The sequence below is a fragment of the Nonomuraea sp. NPDC004354 genome, from assembly GCF_053602555.1.
On the sequence record NZ_JBSGDV010000014.1, the window covers coordinates 258,230 to 273,608 of the forward strand.

At 71.3% G+C, this 15,379-nt stretch carries 18 protein-coding genes; 13 read left to right on the top strand and 5 right to left on the bottom strand.

Translation table 11 applies throughout. The features are described from left to right. Window positions 1-290 precede the first annotated feature (290 nt). From ACWENQ_RS32195 to ACWENQ_RS32220, 6 genes are read left to right on the top strand one after another with little or no spacing between them, the layout of a single operon-like run. Window positions 291-740, top strand: coding sequence for a hypothetical protein (locus ACWENQ_RS32195; protein WP_452417554.1), 450 nt, complete (start codon window positions 291-293; stop codon window positions 738-740). Further along, a complete protein-coding gene (locus ACWENQ_RS32200; protein ID WP_452417556.1) occupies window positions 737-1,318 on the top strand; it encodes a MauE/DoxX family redox-associated membrane protein in 582 nt (193 codons plus the stop codon). The genes ACWENQ_RS32195 and ACWENQ_RS32200 overlap by 4 nt, the downstream gene beginning before the upstream one ends. 49 nt (window positions 1,319-1,367) lie before the next feature. After that, a complete protein-coding gene (locus tag ACWENQ_RS32205) occupies window positions 1,368-1,952 on the top strand; it encodes a hypothetical protein (RefSeq protein WP_449928990.1) in 585 nt (194 codons plus the stop codon). Then, window positions 1,949-2,263: a hypothetical protein gene (locus ACWENQ_RS32210; RefSeq protein WP_354916058.1), complete on the top strand. Its 315-nt coding sequence runs from the start codon at window positions 1,949-1,951 to the stop codon at window positions 2,261-2,263. The genes ACWENQ_RS32205 and ACWENQ_RS32210 overlap by 4 nt, the downstream gene beginning before the upstream one ends. Before the next feature lie 34 nt (window positions 2,264-2,297). Continuing rightward, window positions 2,298-2,474: a hypothetical protein gene (locus tag ACWENQ_RS32215; RefSeq protein ID WP_452417558.1), complete on the top strand. Its 177-nt coding sequence runs from the start codon at window positions 2,298-2,300 to the stop codon at window positions 2,472-2,474. Between the two features lie 18 nt (window positions 2,475-2,492). Beyond that, window positions 2,493-3,056 (top strand): hypothetical protein, encoded by a 564-nt coding sequence (locus ACWENQ_RS32220; RefSeq protein WP_452417560.1) that lies wholly within the window; start codon window positions 2,493-2,495, stop codon window positions 3,054-3,056. Window positions 3,057-3,290: 234 nt separating this feature from the next. On the opposite strand, the gene ACWENQ_RS32225 is transcribed toward ACWENQ_RS32220, so the two are convergent. The 3 genes from ACWENQ_RS32225 to ACWENQ_RS32235 form a co-directional block, all read right to left on the bottom strand. Further along, window positions 3,291-4,619, bottom strand: coding sequence for a serine hydrolase domain-containing protein (locus ACWENQ_RS32225; RefSeq protein WP_452417561.1), 1,329 nt, complete (start codon window positions 4,617-4,619; stop codon window positions 3,291-3,293). A 98-nt stretch (window positions 4,620-4,717) separates the two neighbouring features. Next, window positions 4,718-6,487: a CocE/NonD family hydrolase gene (locus tag ACWENQ_RS32230; RefSeq protein ID WP_452417562.1), complete on the bottom strand. Its 1,770-nt coding sequence runs from the start codon at window positions 6,485-6,487 to the stop codon at window positions 4,718-4,720. A 10-nt stretch (window positions 6,488-6,497) separates the two neighbouring features. Further along, the gene (locus tag ACWENQ_RS32235; protein ID WP_452417564.1) at window positions 6,498-7,037 is read right to left on the bottom strand and encodes a CGNR zinc finger domain-containing protein; all 540 of its coding nucleotides are present in this window, start codon (window positions 7,035-7,037) and stop codon (window positions 6,498-6,500) included. A gap of 76 nt (window positions 7,038-7,113) precedes the next feature. Here ACWENQ_RS32235 and ACWENQ_RS32240 point away from each other — a divergent pair, with 76 nt between their 5' ends. Then, window positions 7,114-7,980 (top strand): alpha/beta fold hydrolase, encoded by an 867-nt coding sequence (locus ACWENQ_RS32240; RefSeq protein ID WP_354916040.1) that lies wholly within the window; start codon window positions 7,114-7,116, stop codon window positions 7,978-7,980. Window positions 7,981-8,271: 291 nt separating this feature from the next. Next, window positions 8,272-8,730 (top strand): hypothetical protein, encoded by a 459-nt coding sequence (locus tag ACWENQ_RS32245; protein ID WP_452417566.1) that lies wholly within the window; start codon window positions 8,272-8,274, stop codon window positions 8,728-8,730. 221 nt (window positions 8,731-8,951) lie between these two features. Here ACWENQ_RS32245 and ACWENQ_RS32250 read toward each other — a convergent pair whose 3' ends face one another. Further along, window positions 8,952-9,779, bottom strand: coding sequence for an alpha/beta fold hydrolase (locus tag ACWENQ_RS32250; RefSeq protein WP_452417567.1), 828 nt, complete (start codon window positions 9,777-9,779; stop codon window positions 8,952-8,954). A gap of 86 nt (window positions 9,780-9,865) precedes the next feature. Here ACWENQ_RS32250 and ACWENQ_RS32255 point away from each other — a divergent pair, with 86 nt between their 5' ends. Continuing rightward, window positions 9,866-10,498, top strand: a complete 633-nt coding sequence (locus ACWENQ_RS32255; RefSeq protein WP_449928976.1) for a TetR/AcrR family transcriptional regulator — start codon at window positions 9,866-9,868, stop codon at window positions 10,496-10,498. A 145-nt stretch (window positions 10,499-10,643) separates the two neighbouring features. After that, entirely contained in the window at window positions 10,644-11,480 is an 837-nt protein-coding gene (locus tag ACWENQ_RS32260; RefSeq protein ID WP_449928974.1) for a class II glutamine amidotransferase, read from the top strand. 155 nt (window positions 11,481-11,635) lie between these two features. On the opposite strand, the gene ACWENQ_RS32265 is transcribed toward ACWENQ_RS32260, so the two are convergent. Next, window positions 11,636-12,391: an SDR family oxidoreductase gene (locus tag ACWENQ_RS32265; RefSeq protein ID WP_449928972.1), complete on the bottom strand. Its 756-nt coding sequence runs from the start codon at window positions 12,389-12,391 to the stop codon at window positions 11,636-11,638. Between the two features lie 102 nt (window positions 12,392-12,493). Here ACWENQ_RS32265 and ACWENQ_RS32270 point away from each other — a divergent pair, with 102 nt between their 5' ends. The 3 genes from ACWENQ_RS32270 to ACWENQ_RS32280 all read left to right on the top strand — a co-directional run bounded on the left by ACWENQ_RS32270 (window position 12,494) and on the right by ACWENQ_RS32280 (window position 15,269). Beyond that, a complete protein-coding gene (locus ACWENQ_RS32270) occupies window positions 12,494-13,330 on the top strand; it encodes a helix-turn-helix transcriptional regulator (protein ID WP_449928970.1) in 837 nt (278 codons plus the stop codon). A gap of 69 nt (window positions 13,331-13,399) precedes the next feature. Then, entirely contained in the window at window positions 13,400-14,449 is a 1,050-nt protein-coding gene (locus tag ACWENQ_RS32275; protein ID WP_449928968.1) for a LuxR C-terminal-related transcriptional regulator, read from the top strand. Window positions 14,450-14,537: 88 nt separating this feature from the next. Next, window positions 14,538-15,269: a hypothetical protein gene (locus ACWENQ_RS32280; RefSeq protein WP_449928966.1), complete on the top strand. Its 732-nt coding sequence runs from the start codon at window positions 14,538-14,540 to the stop codon at window positions 15,267-15,269. The last annotated feature ends 110 nt before the right edge of the window (window positions 15,270-15,379 follow it).

Sequence of the window (15,379 nt, forward strand, 5' to 3'; positions counted from 1 at the left end):
TGGAACGGATCCGGGGCGCGCGTGACCGGCTTCGACAGCCGAAGATCGTCGGGTCCGGGTGGTTCAGTGTCGTACGGGACCCCCGTCGACCTGGGTGCGAGAGAGCGGCATGCGAAGCGATCATGCTGTGACCAGGCAGGTTATCGTCCGGGAATGAGAATGGGCGCGATTCGAATCGATGGTGAAAACAAGTTGACCTTCAGTGTTGACGAAGATCAACCCGTGTGATCACATGAGTGAGGTTATCGAGTCGGTGCTCAGGGGGTTCCGTCAAATCATCTGCAGGGAGAATGAGGAGAACTGTGGAAACGAGAAATCTGCAGCCTTCGTACGTCCTCCGAGGATTCAAGTTCCAGTTCCGGACGGAAGGGCCTGAGGCCCCCGGGTTCGGCACCCTGGAAAACCAGATCGCACTCGTGTACGCGCGTGGCTCCAGTCACGAGGAGCAGGCCTCACCGCTCGTTGTCTGTTTCGTCGCCGAGCCGGGCCGGACTTTGGAGGGCACGGAGAACCGTCCGGGAATCGCTGTGGACCTCGGGATTCCCGGGGCGAGCGCCGTCTACCACGACGGCCTCTGGATGTTCACCGGACCTGACGGCGACCGGTATTGGGCGCCGAACGCGCACTCGGTGACGGTCAACGCCCCGGGCGGCACCTATGCGCTCAGGGCGCCGCGCGACGTCGGGGCCGACGAACTCGTCAAGGTCGCCCGGTCCCTCCCGGAGCTGGTCTCGTCTTGAGCGGCTCGGGGCAGTGGGTCGTCGTCCTCCAGACGGCGATAGGTTTCCAGCTGGTCTTCGCCGCCCTCATGAAGGCGGGAGGGGGTGCCTCGCTGTCCCCTTTCCTCGAAGCCATGGCGGTCCCTCCTGTCCTGGTGCGGATCTCGCGGGGGGCGGTCCCCCTCTGCGAGGCGGCCGTGGGGCTCGGCCTCATCGCCGGAACGGGATGGTGGGCGGCCCTGGGAGCCGCCGGACTGTCCCTGGGATTCACCGCCGTCCTGGTGAACGCCGCCCGTCTGGGTGTCTCTGAGAGTTGCCGCTGTTTCGGAGCGCTGGATTCCGGTGTCCCGACATCGGTCAGCGCTGTCCGGGCGGCCGTTCTTCTCGCGGGGAGTCTCGTTCTTCTCGCACTGTCGACGGGCGGCCCCGGAGCGTCGGTGGGCGGCCCGGGAGCGACGTCGCCGATCACCGACCCGACGGCCCTGCCGGCCGCGCTGACCGGCGTGCTGCTCGGGGTGGCCTGCATCGCCTGTTTCGCACTGCTGGGGCGGACGATCCAGTTCGAAAGGTTCCGCTCGACGCTCAGAGGGAGCAGGTGACTCCCGGCGGTTCCGCTCCCGCCGCTGCCGGATCGAGCACGAGGTGCACATGAGTACGTTGTTCGTGATTTCGTATGTCGTTCTGTGGGTTCTCGTCGCTGTGCTGGTGGGCGCGGTGTTCGCCCTCTACCACCACTTCGGGCAGATGTACATGACCAGTCCGGAGGGACGGGTCGCGCACGGTCCCGACGAGGGGAGCCTCTTCCCGGCCCTGGACGCGAGGGATCTGGACGGCGCAGCCGTGACGCTTCCCGCGCAGGACCGTCCCTTCATCACGGTGTTCGCCTCCACCGGATGCACCCTGTGCGGTGCCCTGCGATCGGTGCTGCGGAGGTTCGCGGCGGAGCACCCCGACGTCCTGGTGGTGGTCATCTGCGACGGCCATCCCCGCGCGGTTCGTGAATGGGCCGGTGACCTGGCCTCCGTGATCCGCGTCGTCCCCGATCCCCGAGGCCGTATCGCCGCCCGGTACGAGGTCGGCCTGACCCCGTTCTCGGTCGCGGTCGGCCATGACGGCCGGGTGCGGTCACGCGGGATCGTCAACGGCCTCGACGGCCTGGAACTGGCCGCCCACGAGGCCAACCAGCTCACAGTTCTGTCCGCGCCCACAGAGGAGAGGAGCACTTCCCGATGAAACGACTGCTCACCTGGACCGCGTCGAGGGTCAACCGCCGCCAGGTGCTGCGTGGGGCCACCGCGGCCGCTTTCGGAACCCTTGCCGGGCTGACCGTCGGGCAGTCGCCCGTGCAGGCGGCGGTATGCACCGGGCCGTTCGGGAGCGGCTACTGCGGATCGAGCAGATGCTCGGGAAGCGACTGCCTCAGCAGCGCGGGGTGCAGCTACTACAACGGCTGCGGCGGAGGGGCCTGCTGGTCGTACTCGCCCGGTTACTACTGCTGCGACTGCAAGTGCGGGGGAAGCTACTGCTACTGCAACGGCCGATGACCGGTCTGGTCGTGATCAATCCAGGAGGGGTCTCATGCGGTTGACGGTTCCGCTGAGCCCCAGGTGGTCGGTCGCCGGTCCCGCTCTCGTGGCGGGCGTCGGCGTCAGCGCCGTGACGTTGTCCGTCCCCGGGGTCGCCGACGGCTGGGAGATTCCGCTGCTGGCGCTGCTCGGCATCCTGAGCGGCATCCAGGGGCTGCAGACGCCTTGAGGCGGTAACGCGGTCCACGTGATCGCGTCTCCTCCGGTCCGGGGGAGAGAGCAACTGAAGGCGTTCGCGGTCGCGGCCTATGCCGCCGGCCTTCCGCTGGGAGCGCTGGCGACCGCGACCACGGGTTACCTGCTGGGCGAGGTCACAGGCGGGCTTCCGGCGTGGGCGCTCGGCGGCGTGGCCCTGGTCCTGGCGCTGGTGGCCGGCGGGCTCCTGCCGGTACGGCTGGAGGGCAGCCCGTGGCGGGTCCCGCGGCACTGGGCGGCGCTCGGCCCCGTCCCCTACGCCGGAGTCTTCGGCGTGGCGCTCGGCACCGGGCTCGCCACCGCCCTGTCGTCGCCGGGCCTCTACCTGCTGGTGCTGTGGCCGCTGGGCGCGCCGAACTGGTGGCCCGCCGTTCTTCCCTTCCTGGGGGTCGCGGCGGGGCGCGCGTTCCCGCTGGTGCTGATCGCGGCGCGATCCTTCAGCCGCGGCAGGCATCCTTCCGCCGACCTGCGCCGCTTCTCCGGGTGGGCGGGACGGCTGGACGTCGCCGAGACGGTGATTCTCATCATCCTGGCGGCGGTGTGGATCGGGGGCTGAAACCCGGCCCCTGACCGTACGGCTCGCAGCCTCGTGGGGAGGGCGCGAGCCGTACGGCATCGCCCCCCGGCCGCCCGGCCGCTGCGGCTGACCGTCACTCGGGACAGCCGATAGCCGACCTGCTGGAGGACCGCCACGAAGCGGGCCTTGACGGCGTCGGCGCCTTCTCTGCCGAGAAGTGGGACCGGTTGTCTCCCTATTTCAATACAGACCTGTGCTCGGCGGTGCCGCGGATCATGATATCGGGATCCGCCGGGCGGCCCTGCCGCCCAGGTGCAGGAAGGCGATCTCACCCGCGTCGTCGCGAAGGAAGCGGCCCACGACGCGCCGCGGGTCGGCGGCGATCGTCACCTCGTCACCGCCCTCGACCAGCGCCAGCGGCAGGTCCGGCATGCCCTCCACCCCCGCGCTCACCAGTTCGGGCCGCAGCACGAACCGTGCCGTCAGGTTCTCGTCGACCTCGAAGGTCCACTGCCCGGCGTCGTAGCCGCCCGCGTACTCCGGCGCGGGCGCGCGCAGCGCCAGCCGTACGGCCTGCGGCTTCGCGCCGAGCAGGTGCTCGAGGCACCAGTCGGTCACCAGCGCGCCCAGCGCCTTGCCGGGCGCGGAGTTGGTGAGCGTGGTGACGGCGAAGCCGTGCTCGGGCGCCAGCACGAACGTGGACAGCTGCAGGTTGCCGATGTTGCCTCCGTGCGTGACCAGCCGCACGCCCGCCTGCTCCTCCAGCAGCCACGGCAGCCCGATGCCGGTCCACGGCGCCCCGACCCTGACGTGCTCGGCCCGCATCAGCTCCCTGGTGGCCGCCGAGATCGGCGCCTCGCCGTCGGCGCCCAGGTGGAAGGCGGCGTAGCGAAGCTGGTCGCGCACCGACGAGACCAGCCCGCCCTCGGCCATGCCCTCGCGGAACAGTCCCCACGTGTGCGCCACCCGCGGGCCGTCCTCGCGTACGGCGTGCCCGACCGCGTGCGCCCGCGTCGCGACCTCCCAGGGGAAGAAGAAGCTGGAGCTCATGTCCAGGGGTTCGAGCACGATGCGCCTGACCGCCTGCTCGTACGGCTCGCCGCACACGACCTCGACGATCCGGCCGAGCAGCCGGAACCCGGCGTTGTTGTAGGAGGCGAGCGCCCCGGGCGGGAAGAGCTGGGGCAGCCGGTCGTAGGTGCCGATCGAGTCGGCCAGCGCCGAGGTGTCCCAGCTCTCGCCGTCGTCGATGTCGCCGAGGAATCCGCCGGTGTGGGTCAGCAGGTGCCGGACGGTCAGCTCGTCCGCGGCCCGCTCGTCGGCGAGCCGGAAGCCGGGCAGGTACTGCCGCACGCGCCCGTCCAGGTCGAGCCGGCCGCGTTCGACGAGATGCATGGCCGCTGTCGCGGTGACCGTCTTGGTGGTCGACCCGATCTGGAACAGCGTGTCGCCGGTCACGGGGGCCGGCGCGTCGACGCTGGTGACGCCGGTGGTCAGGATGTGCTGCACGCCGTCGGCGAGCACGCCGACGGCGGCACCGGGGACGTGGCGGGATGTCGCTTCGCTGTCGAGCAGGCGCTGCAGGGGAGTGAGGTCGGTCATCGGTTCATCCTGCTGACTGCGGGAGCGGCGGGCTTCGTCGGCCCGCACCATTTCCGCCGCGCCGTTCGTCCGCCCGGGTGGATGCCTCGGAGCGGGGGTCAGCCGACCGTGGGCAGGGTCAGCGTGGTCCTGGCCAGGTCGACGGTGAGCGTGGGCCGCTGGCCGGGTTCGAGGAACTCCCAGTAGTCCGTCCCGCCGATCACCAGGCCGATGCGGTGCCCGGCGGGCACGACGTGGTCGAGCGGCGACAGGTCGAAGCTCATCGTGTAGAACCGCTCGGGGTCCAGCGGCACGCCGCGCCGCAACGTGGCGTGGTGGCCGAGGTCCGCCCATCCGGTGGCGACGATCTCGTGATCGACGGTCGTGGTGGCGGTCTCGGTGTCGAGGTAGCAGGCGCTGTCGGTGGCGCTGCCCTCACCCCAGCACGAGCGCGTCGTGAGGGTGCGGATGCCGCCCGTCCCGGTGATGTCGACGTAGTCCCTGATGGTGGCGGGGCCGTAGTCGACCACCGCGATCCCCACCCTGGCGACCGGCGTGGAGGACTTCATCGTCACCGTGATCCTGCCGGTGCCCGACAGGCGGGTGTCGGCCGCCAGCGGCTCGGACCTGTACAGCAGCCGGTGGTTCGAGGGCCCCTCCTTCACCCATTCGAACCGGCCGATGTCGGGGTCGTCCTGGAAGGTGGCCCGCGCCGACGCCGGGGGCGGGGTGGTCGACAGGCCGTCCTGCCCCGGCCACCACGTACGGGGCCGCGCGCCGGGCGCGGGCCAGGCCTGCTCCTCGCGCCACTGGTCGGGGGCGTGCTCGATCGTCACGGCAGGCTCGCGGTCGACGCCGTTGTCGACGCCGCGCAGCCACCTGTCGAACCACCGCTCGACGGTGCGCACGTAGTCGGCCCTGCGCAGGTCGAACGGGTCCACGTGCCCGCCCTGGAACAGCCACGCCTTGCGCGGCACCCGCAGCGCCTGCCACCACAGGGAGAAGTTCGACGCCGCCACGGCGTAGTCGCCGAACCCCTGGGTCACGAAGACGCTGGCCCGCACCCGGTCGGCCTTGCCGGGGTAGTCGCGCTCCTGCCAGTAGCGGTTCCAGTCGCCGTCGTTGCCCTCCAGCCGGTTCAGCTCCTCGGTGAACGGCTTGCACAGCCGCATGGCGCGCTCGTTGTAGAGCCGCGGCGGGCCGTCGTCGGTCCGGACGTAACCGCGCCAGGCGCCGTTGGCGTTGTAGGTGCGGTAGATGTCGGTGTTCCCGGCGATCGACACCACGGTCTTCAGGCCGCGCACCCCGGTCGTGGCGATGCCGTTGGCCAGCCAGCCGTCGTGCGACTTGCCCCAGATGCCGACCGCGCCGGTGGACCAGCCGGCCGCCACCGGCTCGCCGCCGAACGGCTTGGTGTAGGCGCGGGCCCTGCCGTTCAGCCAGTTCACCACCTGGGCGCCCGCGGCCACGTCGTGCCGGCCGCCCCTGTCCATGCAGCCGGTCGACCGGTTGGTGCCCGACATGTCGACGAGCACCACCGCGTAGCCCTTCGGCACGAAGTAGTTGTCGTAGTACAGCGGGAAGCCGGTGGGCTTGCCGTCGGCGTCGTAGGTCTTCTTCTGGGCCTCGTTGCCCCGGCCGCAGCAGGCGTAGTAGGGGCTGATGTCCATCAGGACAGGCACCTTGAGCCCGCTCGCCGCCGGCTCGGCGGGCCGGATGACGTCGGCGGCCAGGCGGTCCCTGTGGCCGTCGCGATCGAGGTCGACGTCGAGCTCCACCCACGCGGTCTCGCGGATCGCGTCGGCGTAGGAATAGGTCTCGGCATGCGCGGGAAAGGCGGGGATCGCCGCCGCGAGCGCCATGCACATCGCGACAAGTAATGATCTCATCCGGCAAGTTTCACACTGATTTGTGGCGCTGGTAGTAGCGCGCCACCCTGGCCCGGTTGCCGCACAGCGCGGCCGAGCACCAGCGCCGCCGGGGGTGCGCGGGCAGGAACAGCATCACGCAGTCGTCGGCCGCGCACTGCCGGATCCTCCCGGCGGCGGGATCGCTCAACAGGTCGGCCGCCGCCTCGGCGAGGATCGCGGCCAGCCGGACACCCGGCGAACCCGTGCGGACGGGGACCGCGGTGAGCGCCTCGCCGTCCCAGCGCAGCTCCCTGACCGCGGGCGCCGCGCGCTGGGCCGTGTTGAGGCCACGCAGCGCGGCCGCCGCGGGCCGCTCACCCCGCATGAGCGTGTGGACGGCGGCGCCGGCGTGGTCGCGTACGGCGTGCACGGCGGCCAGGTCGGCCGCCGACGGCAGGCCGTCCAGGCCCGGCAGCCGGTCGGCCTCGAGGTCCAGCCAGCGTCTGAGCCCCTCGGGGGTGGCGATCAGGTCGGTGCCGGCCGGGCGGGTATTGATCAGGTCGAGCGCCAGGGGCTCTCCGATGAGCATGGTTCTAATGGTACATCGCCATCTTGACCCATTAGTGCTATAACTAATGCATCTTCTCGCTACGGAGGCATGTGACATGTTGGTCCCGCGTGTGGTGCACAGGTTCGTCGACGTCGACGGGGTGAAGGTCTTCTACCGGGAGTCGCTCCCCGAGGATCCCGACGCCCCCGTGCTGCTGCTCCTGCACGGCTTCCCGTCGGCGTCCCACCAGTACCGGCGGCTCATCGACGCGCTCGGCGCCCGCTACCGGCTGATCGCCCCCGACTATCCCGGCTTCGGCCACACCACGGCCCCCGACGACTTCACCTACACCTTCGACCGGCTGGCCGACATCACCGAGGGCTTCGTGCGGCGGCTCGGGCTGGAGCGCTTCGTGATGTACGTCTTCGACTTCGGCGCGCCCGTCGGCTTCCGCCTCGCCCTGCGCAACCCGTCGTGGATCGCCGGCCTGATCGTGCAGAACGGCAACGCCTACGAGGACGGGCTGTCGGCCGGTGCGCGCGACTTCATCGCGCTGCGCCCGGAGGTGGCGGGGGCGGAGGAGACCGTGCGCGGGCTGCTCACGCTGGAGAGCACGCGCGGCCAGTACGAAGGCGGCACCGGCGACCCCGAGGCGGTCGCCCCCGACGGCTGGACCCTCGACCAGCACTTCCTCGACCTGCCCGGGCGCAAGGAGGCGCAGGTCGCGCTGGCCTTCGACTACCACTCCAACGTCGAGCAGTACGACAGGTGGCAGGCGTGGCTGCGCGAGCACACCCCGCCGGCGCTCATCACCTGGGGGCGCCACGACATGTTCTTCCCCGAGCCCGGCGCCCACGCCTACCTGCGCGACCTGCCCGACGCCGAGCTGCACCTGTTCGACACCGGCCACTTCGCTCTGGAGGAGAAGCTGCCCGAGATCGCCCCGCTCGTCGCCGGGTTCCTCGACAAGGTGTGGCGCTGAGGCATGTCCCGAGGCGCCCCGAGGCACGGTCCGAGGCACGGCGGTGCGCGGGTCACGCAGCGTGCGGCGCCGACGTACGGCGGGTTGCCCAGGGCAGGGTGCTGACGTACGGCGGGTTGCCCAGGGCAGGGTGCTGACGTACGGCGGGTTGCCCAGGGCAGGGTGCTGACGTTACGGCGGGCGCCGGCTCGGCTCAGGGCAGGCGGGCGGCCCGGGCGTTGAGATAGCGCTGCTCCGGCATGCCCTGCCACCGGCCGGACCGCGGCGGACAAGCGCCGAGAATGAGCTCTCATGAGAGCCATTGACCATCCCCTGGTGCGAGCACTGCTGTCGCTCGAGCTTCCCCCGGCGGACTTCGTCATCGCGGGCAGCGGGCCGCTCCTCGCCCACGGCATCAAGGACGACATCCGCGACCTCGACGTGGTCGCCCGTGGCCAGGCCTGGGCCAGGGCGTGCGCGTTCGGCGCGCCGGAGCCGTCTCCGTTCGGCGAGCACGTCGAGAAGGTCGCGGTCCTGGACGGAAGGATCGAGATATTCAACGGCTGGTTCGCCGAGGCCGGCACCGTGGACGAGCTGATCGCCCGGTCCGAGGTCGTCGACGGCCTCAGGTACGAGTCCCTGGCCGACGTACGCCGCTGGAAGCGGCTCCTGGGCCGCCCGAAGGACCGAGCGGATCTGGCGTTGATCGAGCGGCACCTCTCGGGCCGGGCCCCCGCGCGACCACCCCGCGCCGGCGATCCCATCTCATGAGGGTCGGGGAACGGGCGTGGGGCCACCGGCTCCGCCGTGCGCTCGCCGCGGCGCCGCGCCTCGCGTCCTGAGACCGGGATCGGCCCTCGTCGGTGGCCCGGCCGTGCGGGCCGATCCCGTCACTCGTGATCGGCCCGCACCGGCATCCCGACCGTGCGGCCCGGCCCCGTCGCCCGTGATCGGCCCGCGCCGGCATCCGGGGAGTGCGGCCCCGAGACACGCTAGAGGTCGGCCTCTGCGAGTACGGCACGCAGCCGGGCCGCGAAGCGCTCGGGATCCCCCGCGAACCCGACGTGGTCCCCCGGGAACATCGTCGGCTCGACCCCGAGCGTGTCCGCCAGGGCTCGCGAGGAGCGGTCACAGAGCTGCCCGGCCGAGTCCGTGCCGATCCCCACCACGATCCGCGGCGTCCCCGAGCGCAGGGCGTGCACGTCGGGGACCCATCGGACCGTGGGCCGCAGCATGTGCGTGTGCTGGAAGTCCGCGTCCGCGACGTCCTGCGGGTCGCGATCGCCCCCGACCATGTGCTCGAACACCTCCTCGGGCAGGAAGATGTTCGCCTGCTCCAGGAACTTGCGGAACGCTCCGCGGGCGTCCCCCGCCAGATGCGTCGCGATGATCTCCTCGGTGCCCTTGCGGAGTTCCTCGCGGTCCTCCAGCAACTCGATCAGCGGGGGCTCGTGCGCGATGACGGTGTGGACCTGGTCGGGATGCGCCTGGGCGAGGGCCAGCGCGCTGACGGCGCCGCCGCTGGAGCCGAGGACGGCGGCGGGACCGGCGCCCAGGTGCGTCAGCAGCCGCGAGAGGTCGTCGGCGCGCATCTCGGGCGTGGAGTCCTGGCCGGGGTCGTCGACGGGGCTGCGGTTGATGCCGCGCGGATCGGTGGTGAGCACCGTGTGGTCGGCGCTCAGCAGGTCGGCCAGGGGTTCGAACGACCTGGCGTCCATCGGGGCGCCGACCAGGACCACGACGGGTCCCTGGCCGCGCACCTCGTAGTGCAGCCGGGCGCCGGGTACGGCGAGGGTGCCGGTGGTGACGGTATCGGGCATGGCGAACCTCCTCGAGTTAACTGAACTGTACGGTACAGGAAAGTTTTACTGTACTCAATCGTTCAGTTGTTGGGTAGGATGGCGCCATGGCCAGAGGCACCGCCGCATCCGCTCCCACCGGCAAGCGCGCCGAGCGCAGCAGGCGCGCCATCGTCGCCGCCGCGCGCGAGGTGTTCCTGCGCGACGGCTTCGACGCCAGCGTCGACGTGGTCGCCGCCACCGCCGGCGTGTCCAAGGTGACCGTCTACAACCATTTCGGCTGCAAGGAAGACCTGTTCACCGCGGTGGTCGAGGACGCGCTGGACGAGATCGGCTCGACACTCTCCCAGGTCAAGGCCGGCGTGCTGGCCGCGGAGGACGTACGCGAGGTGCTCACGCGCACCGCGCGCGCCATGGTCGCCGAGGCGATCGAGCCCCCGCGGCCGGAGCTGCGCAACCTCGTCACCGGCGAGCTGCGCCGCTTCCCCGAGATCGGCCGGGCCTGGCAGGAGCGCGGGCCTGGCCGGTTCGCCGGGCTCCTCGGCGAGATCCTGGGCCACCTGACCGAGCGCGGCCGGCTCGCCGTCGGCGACATCGAGGTGGCCACGATCCAGTTCTTCGGGCTGACGGTCTACCCCCACCTGATCTTCAATTCCTTCGGGACCACGCTCACCGCCGACCTCGCCGAACGCCTCATCCGCGAGGGTGTCGACATGTTCCTGCGGCGGTACGCCACCTAGCGACCTCACGTGCGGGCCCACCCGCACGGGGCTCCGGTCACTGACCTGCTCCTTCGACGGCACGGTCGCGCGCAGGCCACGCCATACCACCCGGCCGAGAGGGTACGGCGGAGGTTGTACGACCTGTTGAGGAAAGGCGTGGCTCATGTGCAGATGGCTCGTTTACTCGGGAACGCCCATGCTGCTGTGCGACGTGCTGTACCGTCCGCAGCCGTCGCTGATCGACCAGAGCCTGCGCTCCCGGATGGGCGTGGAGACGACGAACGGCGACGGGTTCGGCATCGGCTGGTACACCGTCGGTATCGGCACCCCCGCGATCTTCCGGGACACCGGCCCGGCGTGGAACAACCGCAACCTGCGGGAGATCGCCGAGCATGTCCGCTCGCCGCTGTTCTTCGCCCACATCCGCTCGTCGACCGGTACGGCGGTGCAGCAGACCAACTGTCACCCCTTCCGGTACGGACGCTGGTTGTGGATGCACAACGGCGTGGTCACCGGCTTCGACCGGCTCCGGCGGGAGCTGTGCATGGCCGTCGACCCCGCGCTGTTCTCCCGCATCGAGGGCACGACGGACTCGGAGGTGATGTTCTACCTGGCGCTGACGTTCGGCCTGGACGACGACCCGCCGGAGGCCGTGGCCCGCATGGCCGGCCTGGTCGAACGGCTCGGCCACGAGCACGGCATCGAGTTCCCGCTGCAGATGACGGTCGCGACGTCGAACGGCGAGCGGGTGTGGGTCTTCCGCTACTCCAGCCGGCGCCAGTCGCGCACGCTGTTCTACAGCTCCAGCGTCGAGTCCCTGCGCTCGCTGCACCCGGATGTCGCGTGGCTGCGCGGGCTGTCCGCCGACACCCGCCTGGTCGTGTCCGAGCCGCTCGGCGACCTGCCGGGAGCCTGGAACGAGCTGCCCGAGAGCAGCTACGGCGTCATCCCGCCCGACGGCGAGCTGCTGGCCGGGTTCACCGTCGGACAGCTGACCTAGCCAGGCATCCGCCCGCGCCGACGGGCACCAGGGCCCGCCGGCCTCCCCGGGCTGAGCGGGCGCTGCCCGTGCCCCTACCGGCTCTGAGCGTCCACACGGTGTGGGAGCGGCTCGAAACCCGGCCGCTCCCACACCGTCGCCCAGGTCCGGGCTCGTTACACCTGCCGAGTCGGATACATGGTGATCCGCGAGAGATTGACATGTGCCGGCTGAGCCGCCGTGAACGCGATCACCTCCGCCACGTCCTGGGCCGACAGCACCTCGATGCTGCCGATCAGCCCGTCGAGCCACTGGTTGACCGCGGGATCGGTGACGTGCCCCTGCAGCTCGGTGGCGACGACCCCCGGCTCGACGGCGGTGACCCGCACCCCACGGCCGCCGAGTTCGGCGCGCAGGGTCGTGGACAGGTGGGTGACGGCGGCCTTGCTCGCGGTGTAGGCGGCGAAGCTGGGGAAAGGCACGTGCGAGGCGATCGAGGAGATGTTGATCAGGTCGGCGGGTCCGGTGGCCGCCGCCCGCAGCAGTGAGGGCGTGAGCGCGTGGACGATGCGCAGCGCGCCGGTGACGTTGACGTCGATCTGGCTCTCCCAGTCGGCGAGGTCGGCCTGCTCGGCGGGGGCGGGCAGCATGATCCCGGCGTTGTTGACGACGAGGTCCACCCCGCCGAAGACGCCGAGCACCCGCTGGACGGCCGCGGCCACCGAAGCGGAGTCGGCCACGTCGGCGGCGACGGCGATCGCCTCCCCTCCGGCGTGCTTGATCTCCTGGACGAGGTCGGTCAGCCGCTCTTCGCGGCGGGCCAGCAGCGCGACCCTGGCGCCCCTGGCGGCCAGCAGCGTGGCGGTGGCGGCTCCGATGCCGCTGGATGCTCCGGTGACGATGGCGGTACGGCCCGCGAGGTTGTCGGTCATGGCGCCGACTCTGCCGCCCGCCGCATGCCGTACCCAGGGACCTGGTTTTCCTGGGTCTGACAGGACCAGGCACGCGCGGCCGGGCGGACCGATAATCGAGGGGTGAACGAACTGGGTGAGTTCCTCAAGTCGCGTCGCGCGCGCGTCCGTCCCGAGGAGGCGGGCCTGCGGTCGTACGGCGGGCGCCGCCGCGTGCCCGGCCTGCGCAGGGAGGAGCTGGCCCAGCTGGCAGGGATGAGCGCCGACTACTACACGCGGCTGGAGCAGGGACGCGGCGGCGGAGTGTCGGAAGAGGTGCTCAACGCGCTGGCCAGGACGCTCGGTCTGGACCAGGACGAGCGGACCTACCTGTTCAGCCTGGCCAGGCCGGTGCGCGCACCTCAGCGCTCGCGGCGTACCCGGCGCACGGTCGGCCCTCAGCTGCGGCACCTGCTCGACGCGATGGAGGGCGTGCCCGCCTACGTGATCGACCACAGGAGCGAGCTGCTGGCCTGGAACCGCCTGGCCTCCGCGCTCTACACCGACCTGGGCAGGCACCGTAACTGGGCGCGCTTCTGCTTCCTCGACGAGGCGAGCAAGGAGATCTTCGTCGACTGGGAGAAGAAGGCCAGGGAGGTCGTCGCCTACCTGCGGCTGAAGGCGGCCCAGTATCCGGACGACGCCCTGCTGGCAGCGCTGGTGGGCGAGCTGTCGGTGAAGAACGCGCACTTCCGCCGCTGGTGGGCCGATCACAACGTGCTGGAGAAGACGCGCGGGACCAAGCAGCTCCGTCATCCGGTGGTGGGCGAGTTGTCGCTGAGCTTCCAGTCGTTCACGGTGACCGGAGAGCCCGACCAGGTGCTGGTGGCCTATGCGGCCGAGCCCGGCTCACCCTCGCAGGAGGCGCTGCGGCTGCTGGCGAGCTGGTCCCTGCCCGAACGGCAGGGTGCGCCCGGCTAGGGCCTGCTCAAACCGAGAGTAGTCAAAACGCTACCCTCCGCTTGCGGACGCTTTCCACGCTGTGCTGACGTGAGCGGCGTGACCTCATGCCAGGACCGGGTGGTCCACGAACTGCGCACGCTGATGGATCGGGCCATCGCCGCCGAGGATCTCGGCGCCGCGCTTTCCGCGGCCATCGCGCCGTGGGTACGGCACGACGCGCTGCGCCTGATCGGCACCAGTCCGGCGACCGGGCTCGGGCAGGGCTCGTTCAGCTTCTGGCACCGGTACGAACGCGAACTCGCCACGGCCCTGCTCGCCCACCGTCACACCCACGGCGATCCCTGCCGGCCTTCGTCCCTGGTGCGCCGGCAGGTGCCGGTCGCGGTGGCCGGCGCCGACGAGGGGGCGCGGCGGGCGTTCGCGGCCTGCGGCGTCTCCTGCGAGCTGCGGCTGCTCCTGCGTGACAGCCGCGGCGTGTGGGGGCTGCTCGGGCTGGTGCGCGCCTGCGACGACCACCCCTTCACCGGCGACGACCTGCGCAGGGCGGCGCTGCTCGGCCCGGCGCTGGTGACCGCGCTGCGCCGGTACGTCACCGCGGGCCCGCTGGCGCCCACCGCGGCCGCGCTGCCCGCCGGCGTGATCGTCGTCGGCCCCGACCGCACGATCCGTACCGTGACCCCGCAGGCCCAGGCGTGGCTCGAGCGGCTGCGCGGCCCTGTCCGGCACGGCACGCACGCCTGGCTGGCCGACACGTTCGTGACGGCGCTGGCGATCGACGCCGGCGAGCACGTCCGCGGATCGGGCGGCGGCCGGCCGCTCATCTGCGCCCCCGCGGCCCACTACGGCCGCTGGCTCGCCGTCGAGGGCCAAGCCCTGGACGAGGACGGCACGGGCGACGTGGCCGTGGTCATCCAGTCGGCCGCGGGCGCGCTCATGCTGCCCTCGTTCTGCGACTGGTACGCGATCACGCCGCGCGAGCGCGGCGTGCTGGAACTGCTGTGCAGGGGAGCCGCGCCGAAGCAGATCGCGCGGCTGCTCGGCCTGTCCGCGTACACGGTGAACGACCACCTGAAGGCGGTCTTCCGCAAGACCGGCGCGGCCGGCAGGGACGAGCTCATGGCCGCCTTCACCACCTGAACGCCATCCCCAACACTGGGGGGATGTCCGGGCCGCCGCCTCACCCGACCATGAAGGAGTTCGCACCACTCACAGGGGAGGAACACCCGTGAAAAGCATCTCAACCCCCGCCCGCCGCCAGGTCGAGCGCTTCCTGGAGTTCTCCGACCACGTCGGGGGACTGGCCGAGGCCGACGTGCTGGCGCTGCTGCGCGACCAGGGCATCACCACGCTGGAGGCACTCGTCAGCAAGGCCGTCAGCGCGCCCCGCTCGGCCCCGCCCGTCAAGATGGACGCCGCCCAGGCGCTGAGCGCGCCCAGGGCGACCTCCACGCAGCCCATCACGCACCCGGCACCCGCCATGGCGGTGGTCGTGGACGGCGTCGAGCACGACCCCCGCGACCTGTCGCGGTTCGACGGCCGCCCGCTGACCTACATCTACGGCCCCGAGCGGCTGTCGGCCCTCACCGACGACAGCGCGCTCAACGGCGCGCTGTGGGCGGCCTCGCAACTGGCCCAGGCAGGGGCCGCGCGGGACCCGCGCCCCGCGACGTGGGGCCAGGTCCAGATGTTCGAGCACGTGGACTACGCCGGTGACTGGTTCTGGTGCGCGGCCCGAGAAGCGCACAACGACCTGACCAGCGTCCACCACGGGCCCCTGCACCTGCACGACTGGAACGACGTCATCAGCTCCATGGGCGGCACGAACTGCTCGGTCCGCTACTACGAGCACATCAACTTCGGTGGCAGTTCCCTGTTCGTCGCACCGTTCACCGACATCCCCAACCTCGTCCCCAGCGGCTGGAACGACCGCATCTCCTCCGTCTGGAACCTCGGCTGATCCGCACACCACCGCCCTAGATGACTGATTCCAAGCCGTACGGCTGAGCGTCAATGGTCGTAGGCGGTGAGGGATCGGGCGGTGGGCCGGCCGGTCTTGTCGTTGTGCCA

Coding starts and splice junctions, on each gene's coding strand:
- ACWENQ_RS32250 (WP_452417567.1), bottom strand. CDS start 9,779: ATGCCCGATACCGTCACCACCGGCACCCTCGCCGTACCCGGCGCCCGG.
- ACWENQ_RS32260 (WP_449928974.1), top strand. CDS start 10,644: ATGTGCAGATGGCTCGTTTACTCGGGAACGCCCATGCTGCTGTGCGAC.
- ACWENQ_RS32225 (WP_452417561.1), bottom strand. CDS start 4,619: ATGACCGACCTCACTCCCCTGCAGCGCCTGCTCGACAGCGAAGCGACA.
- ACWENQ_RS32265 (WP_449928972.1), bottom strand. CDS start 12,391: ATGACCGACAACCTCGCGGGCCGTACCGCCATCGTCACCGGAGCATCC.
- ACWENQ_RS32195 (WP_452417554.1), top strand. CDS start 291: ATGAGGAGAACTGTGGAAACGAGAAATCTGCAGCCTTCGTACGTCCTC.
- ACWENQ_RS32230 (WP_452417562.1), bottom strand. CDS start 6,487: ATGAGATCATTACTTGTCGCGATGTGCATGGCGCTCGCGGCGGCGATC.
- ACWENQ_RS32215 (WP_452417558.1), top strand. CDS start 2,298: ATGCGGTTGACGGTTCCGCTGAGCCCCAGGTGGTCGGTCGCCGGTCCC.
- ACWENQ_RS32205 (WP_449928990.1), top strand. CDS start 1,368: ATGAGTACGTTGTTCGTGATTTCGTATGTCGTTCTGTGGGTTCTCGTC.
- ACWENQ_RS32210 (WP_354916058.1), top strand. CDS start 1,949: ATGAAACGACTGCTCACCTGGACCGCGTCGAGGGTCAACCGCCGCCAG.
- ACWENQ_RS32245 (WP_452417566.1), top strand. CDS start 8,272: ATGAGAGCCATTGACCATCCCCTGGTGCGAGCACTGCTGTCGCTCGAG.
- ACWENQ_RS32235 (WP_452417564.1), bottom strand. CDS start 7,037: ATGCTCATCGGAGAGCCCCTGGCGCTCGACCTGATCAATACCCGCCCG.
- ACWENQ_RS32240 (WP_354916040.1), top strand. CDS start 7,114: ATGTTGGTCCCGCGTGTGGTGCACAGGTTCGTCGACGTCGACGGGGTG.
- ACWENQ_RS32255 (WP_449928976.1), top strand. CDS start 9,866: ATGGCCAGAGGCACCGCCGCATCCGCTCCCACCGGCAAGCGCGCCGAG.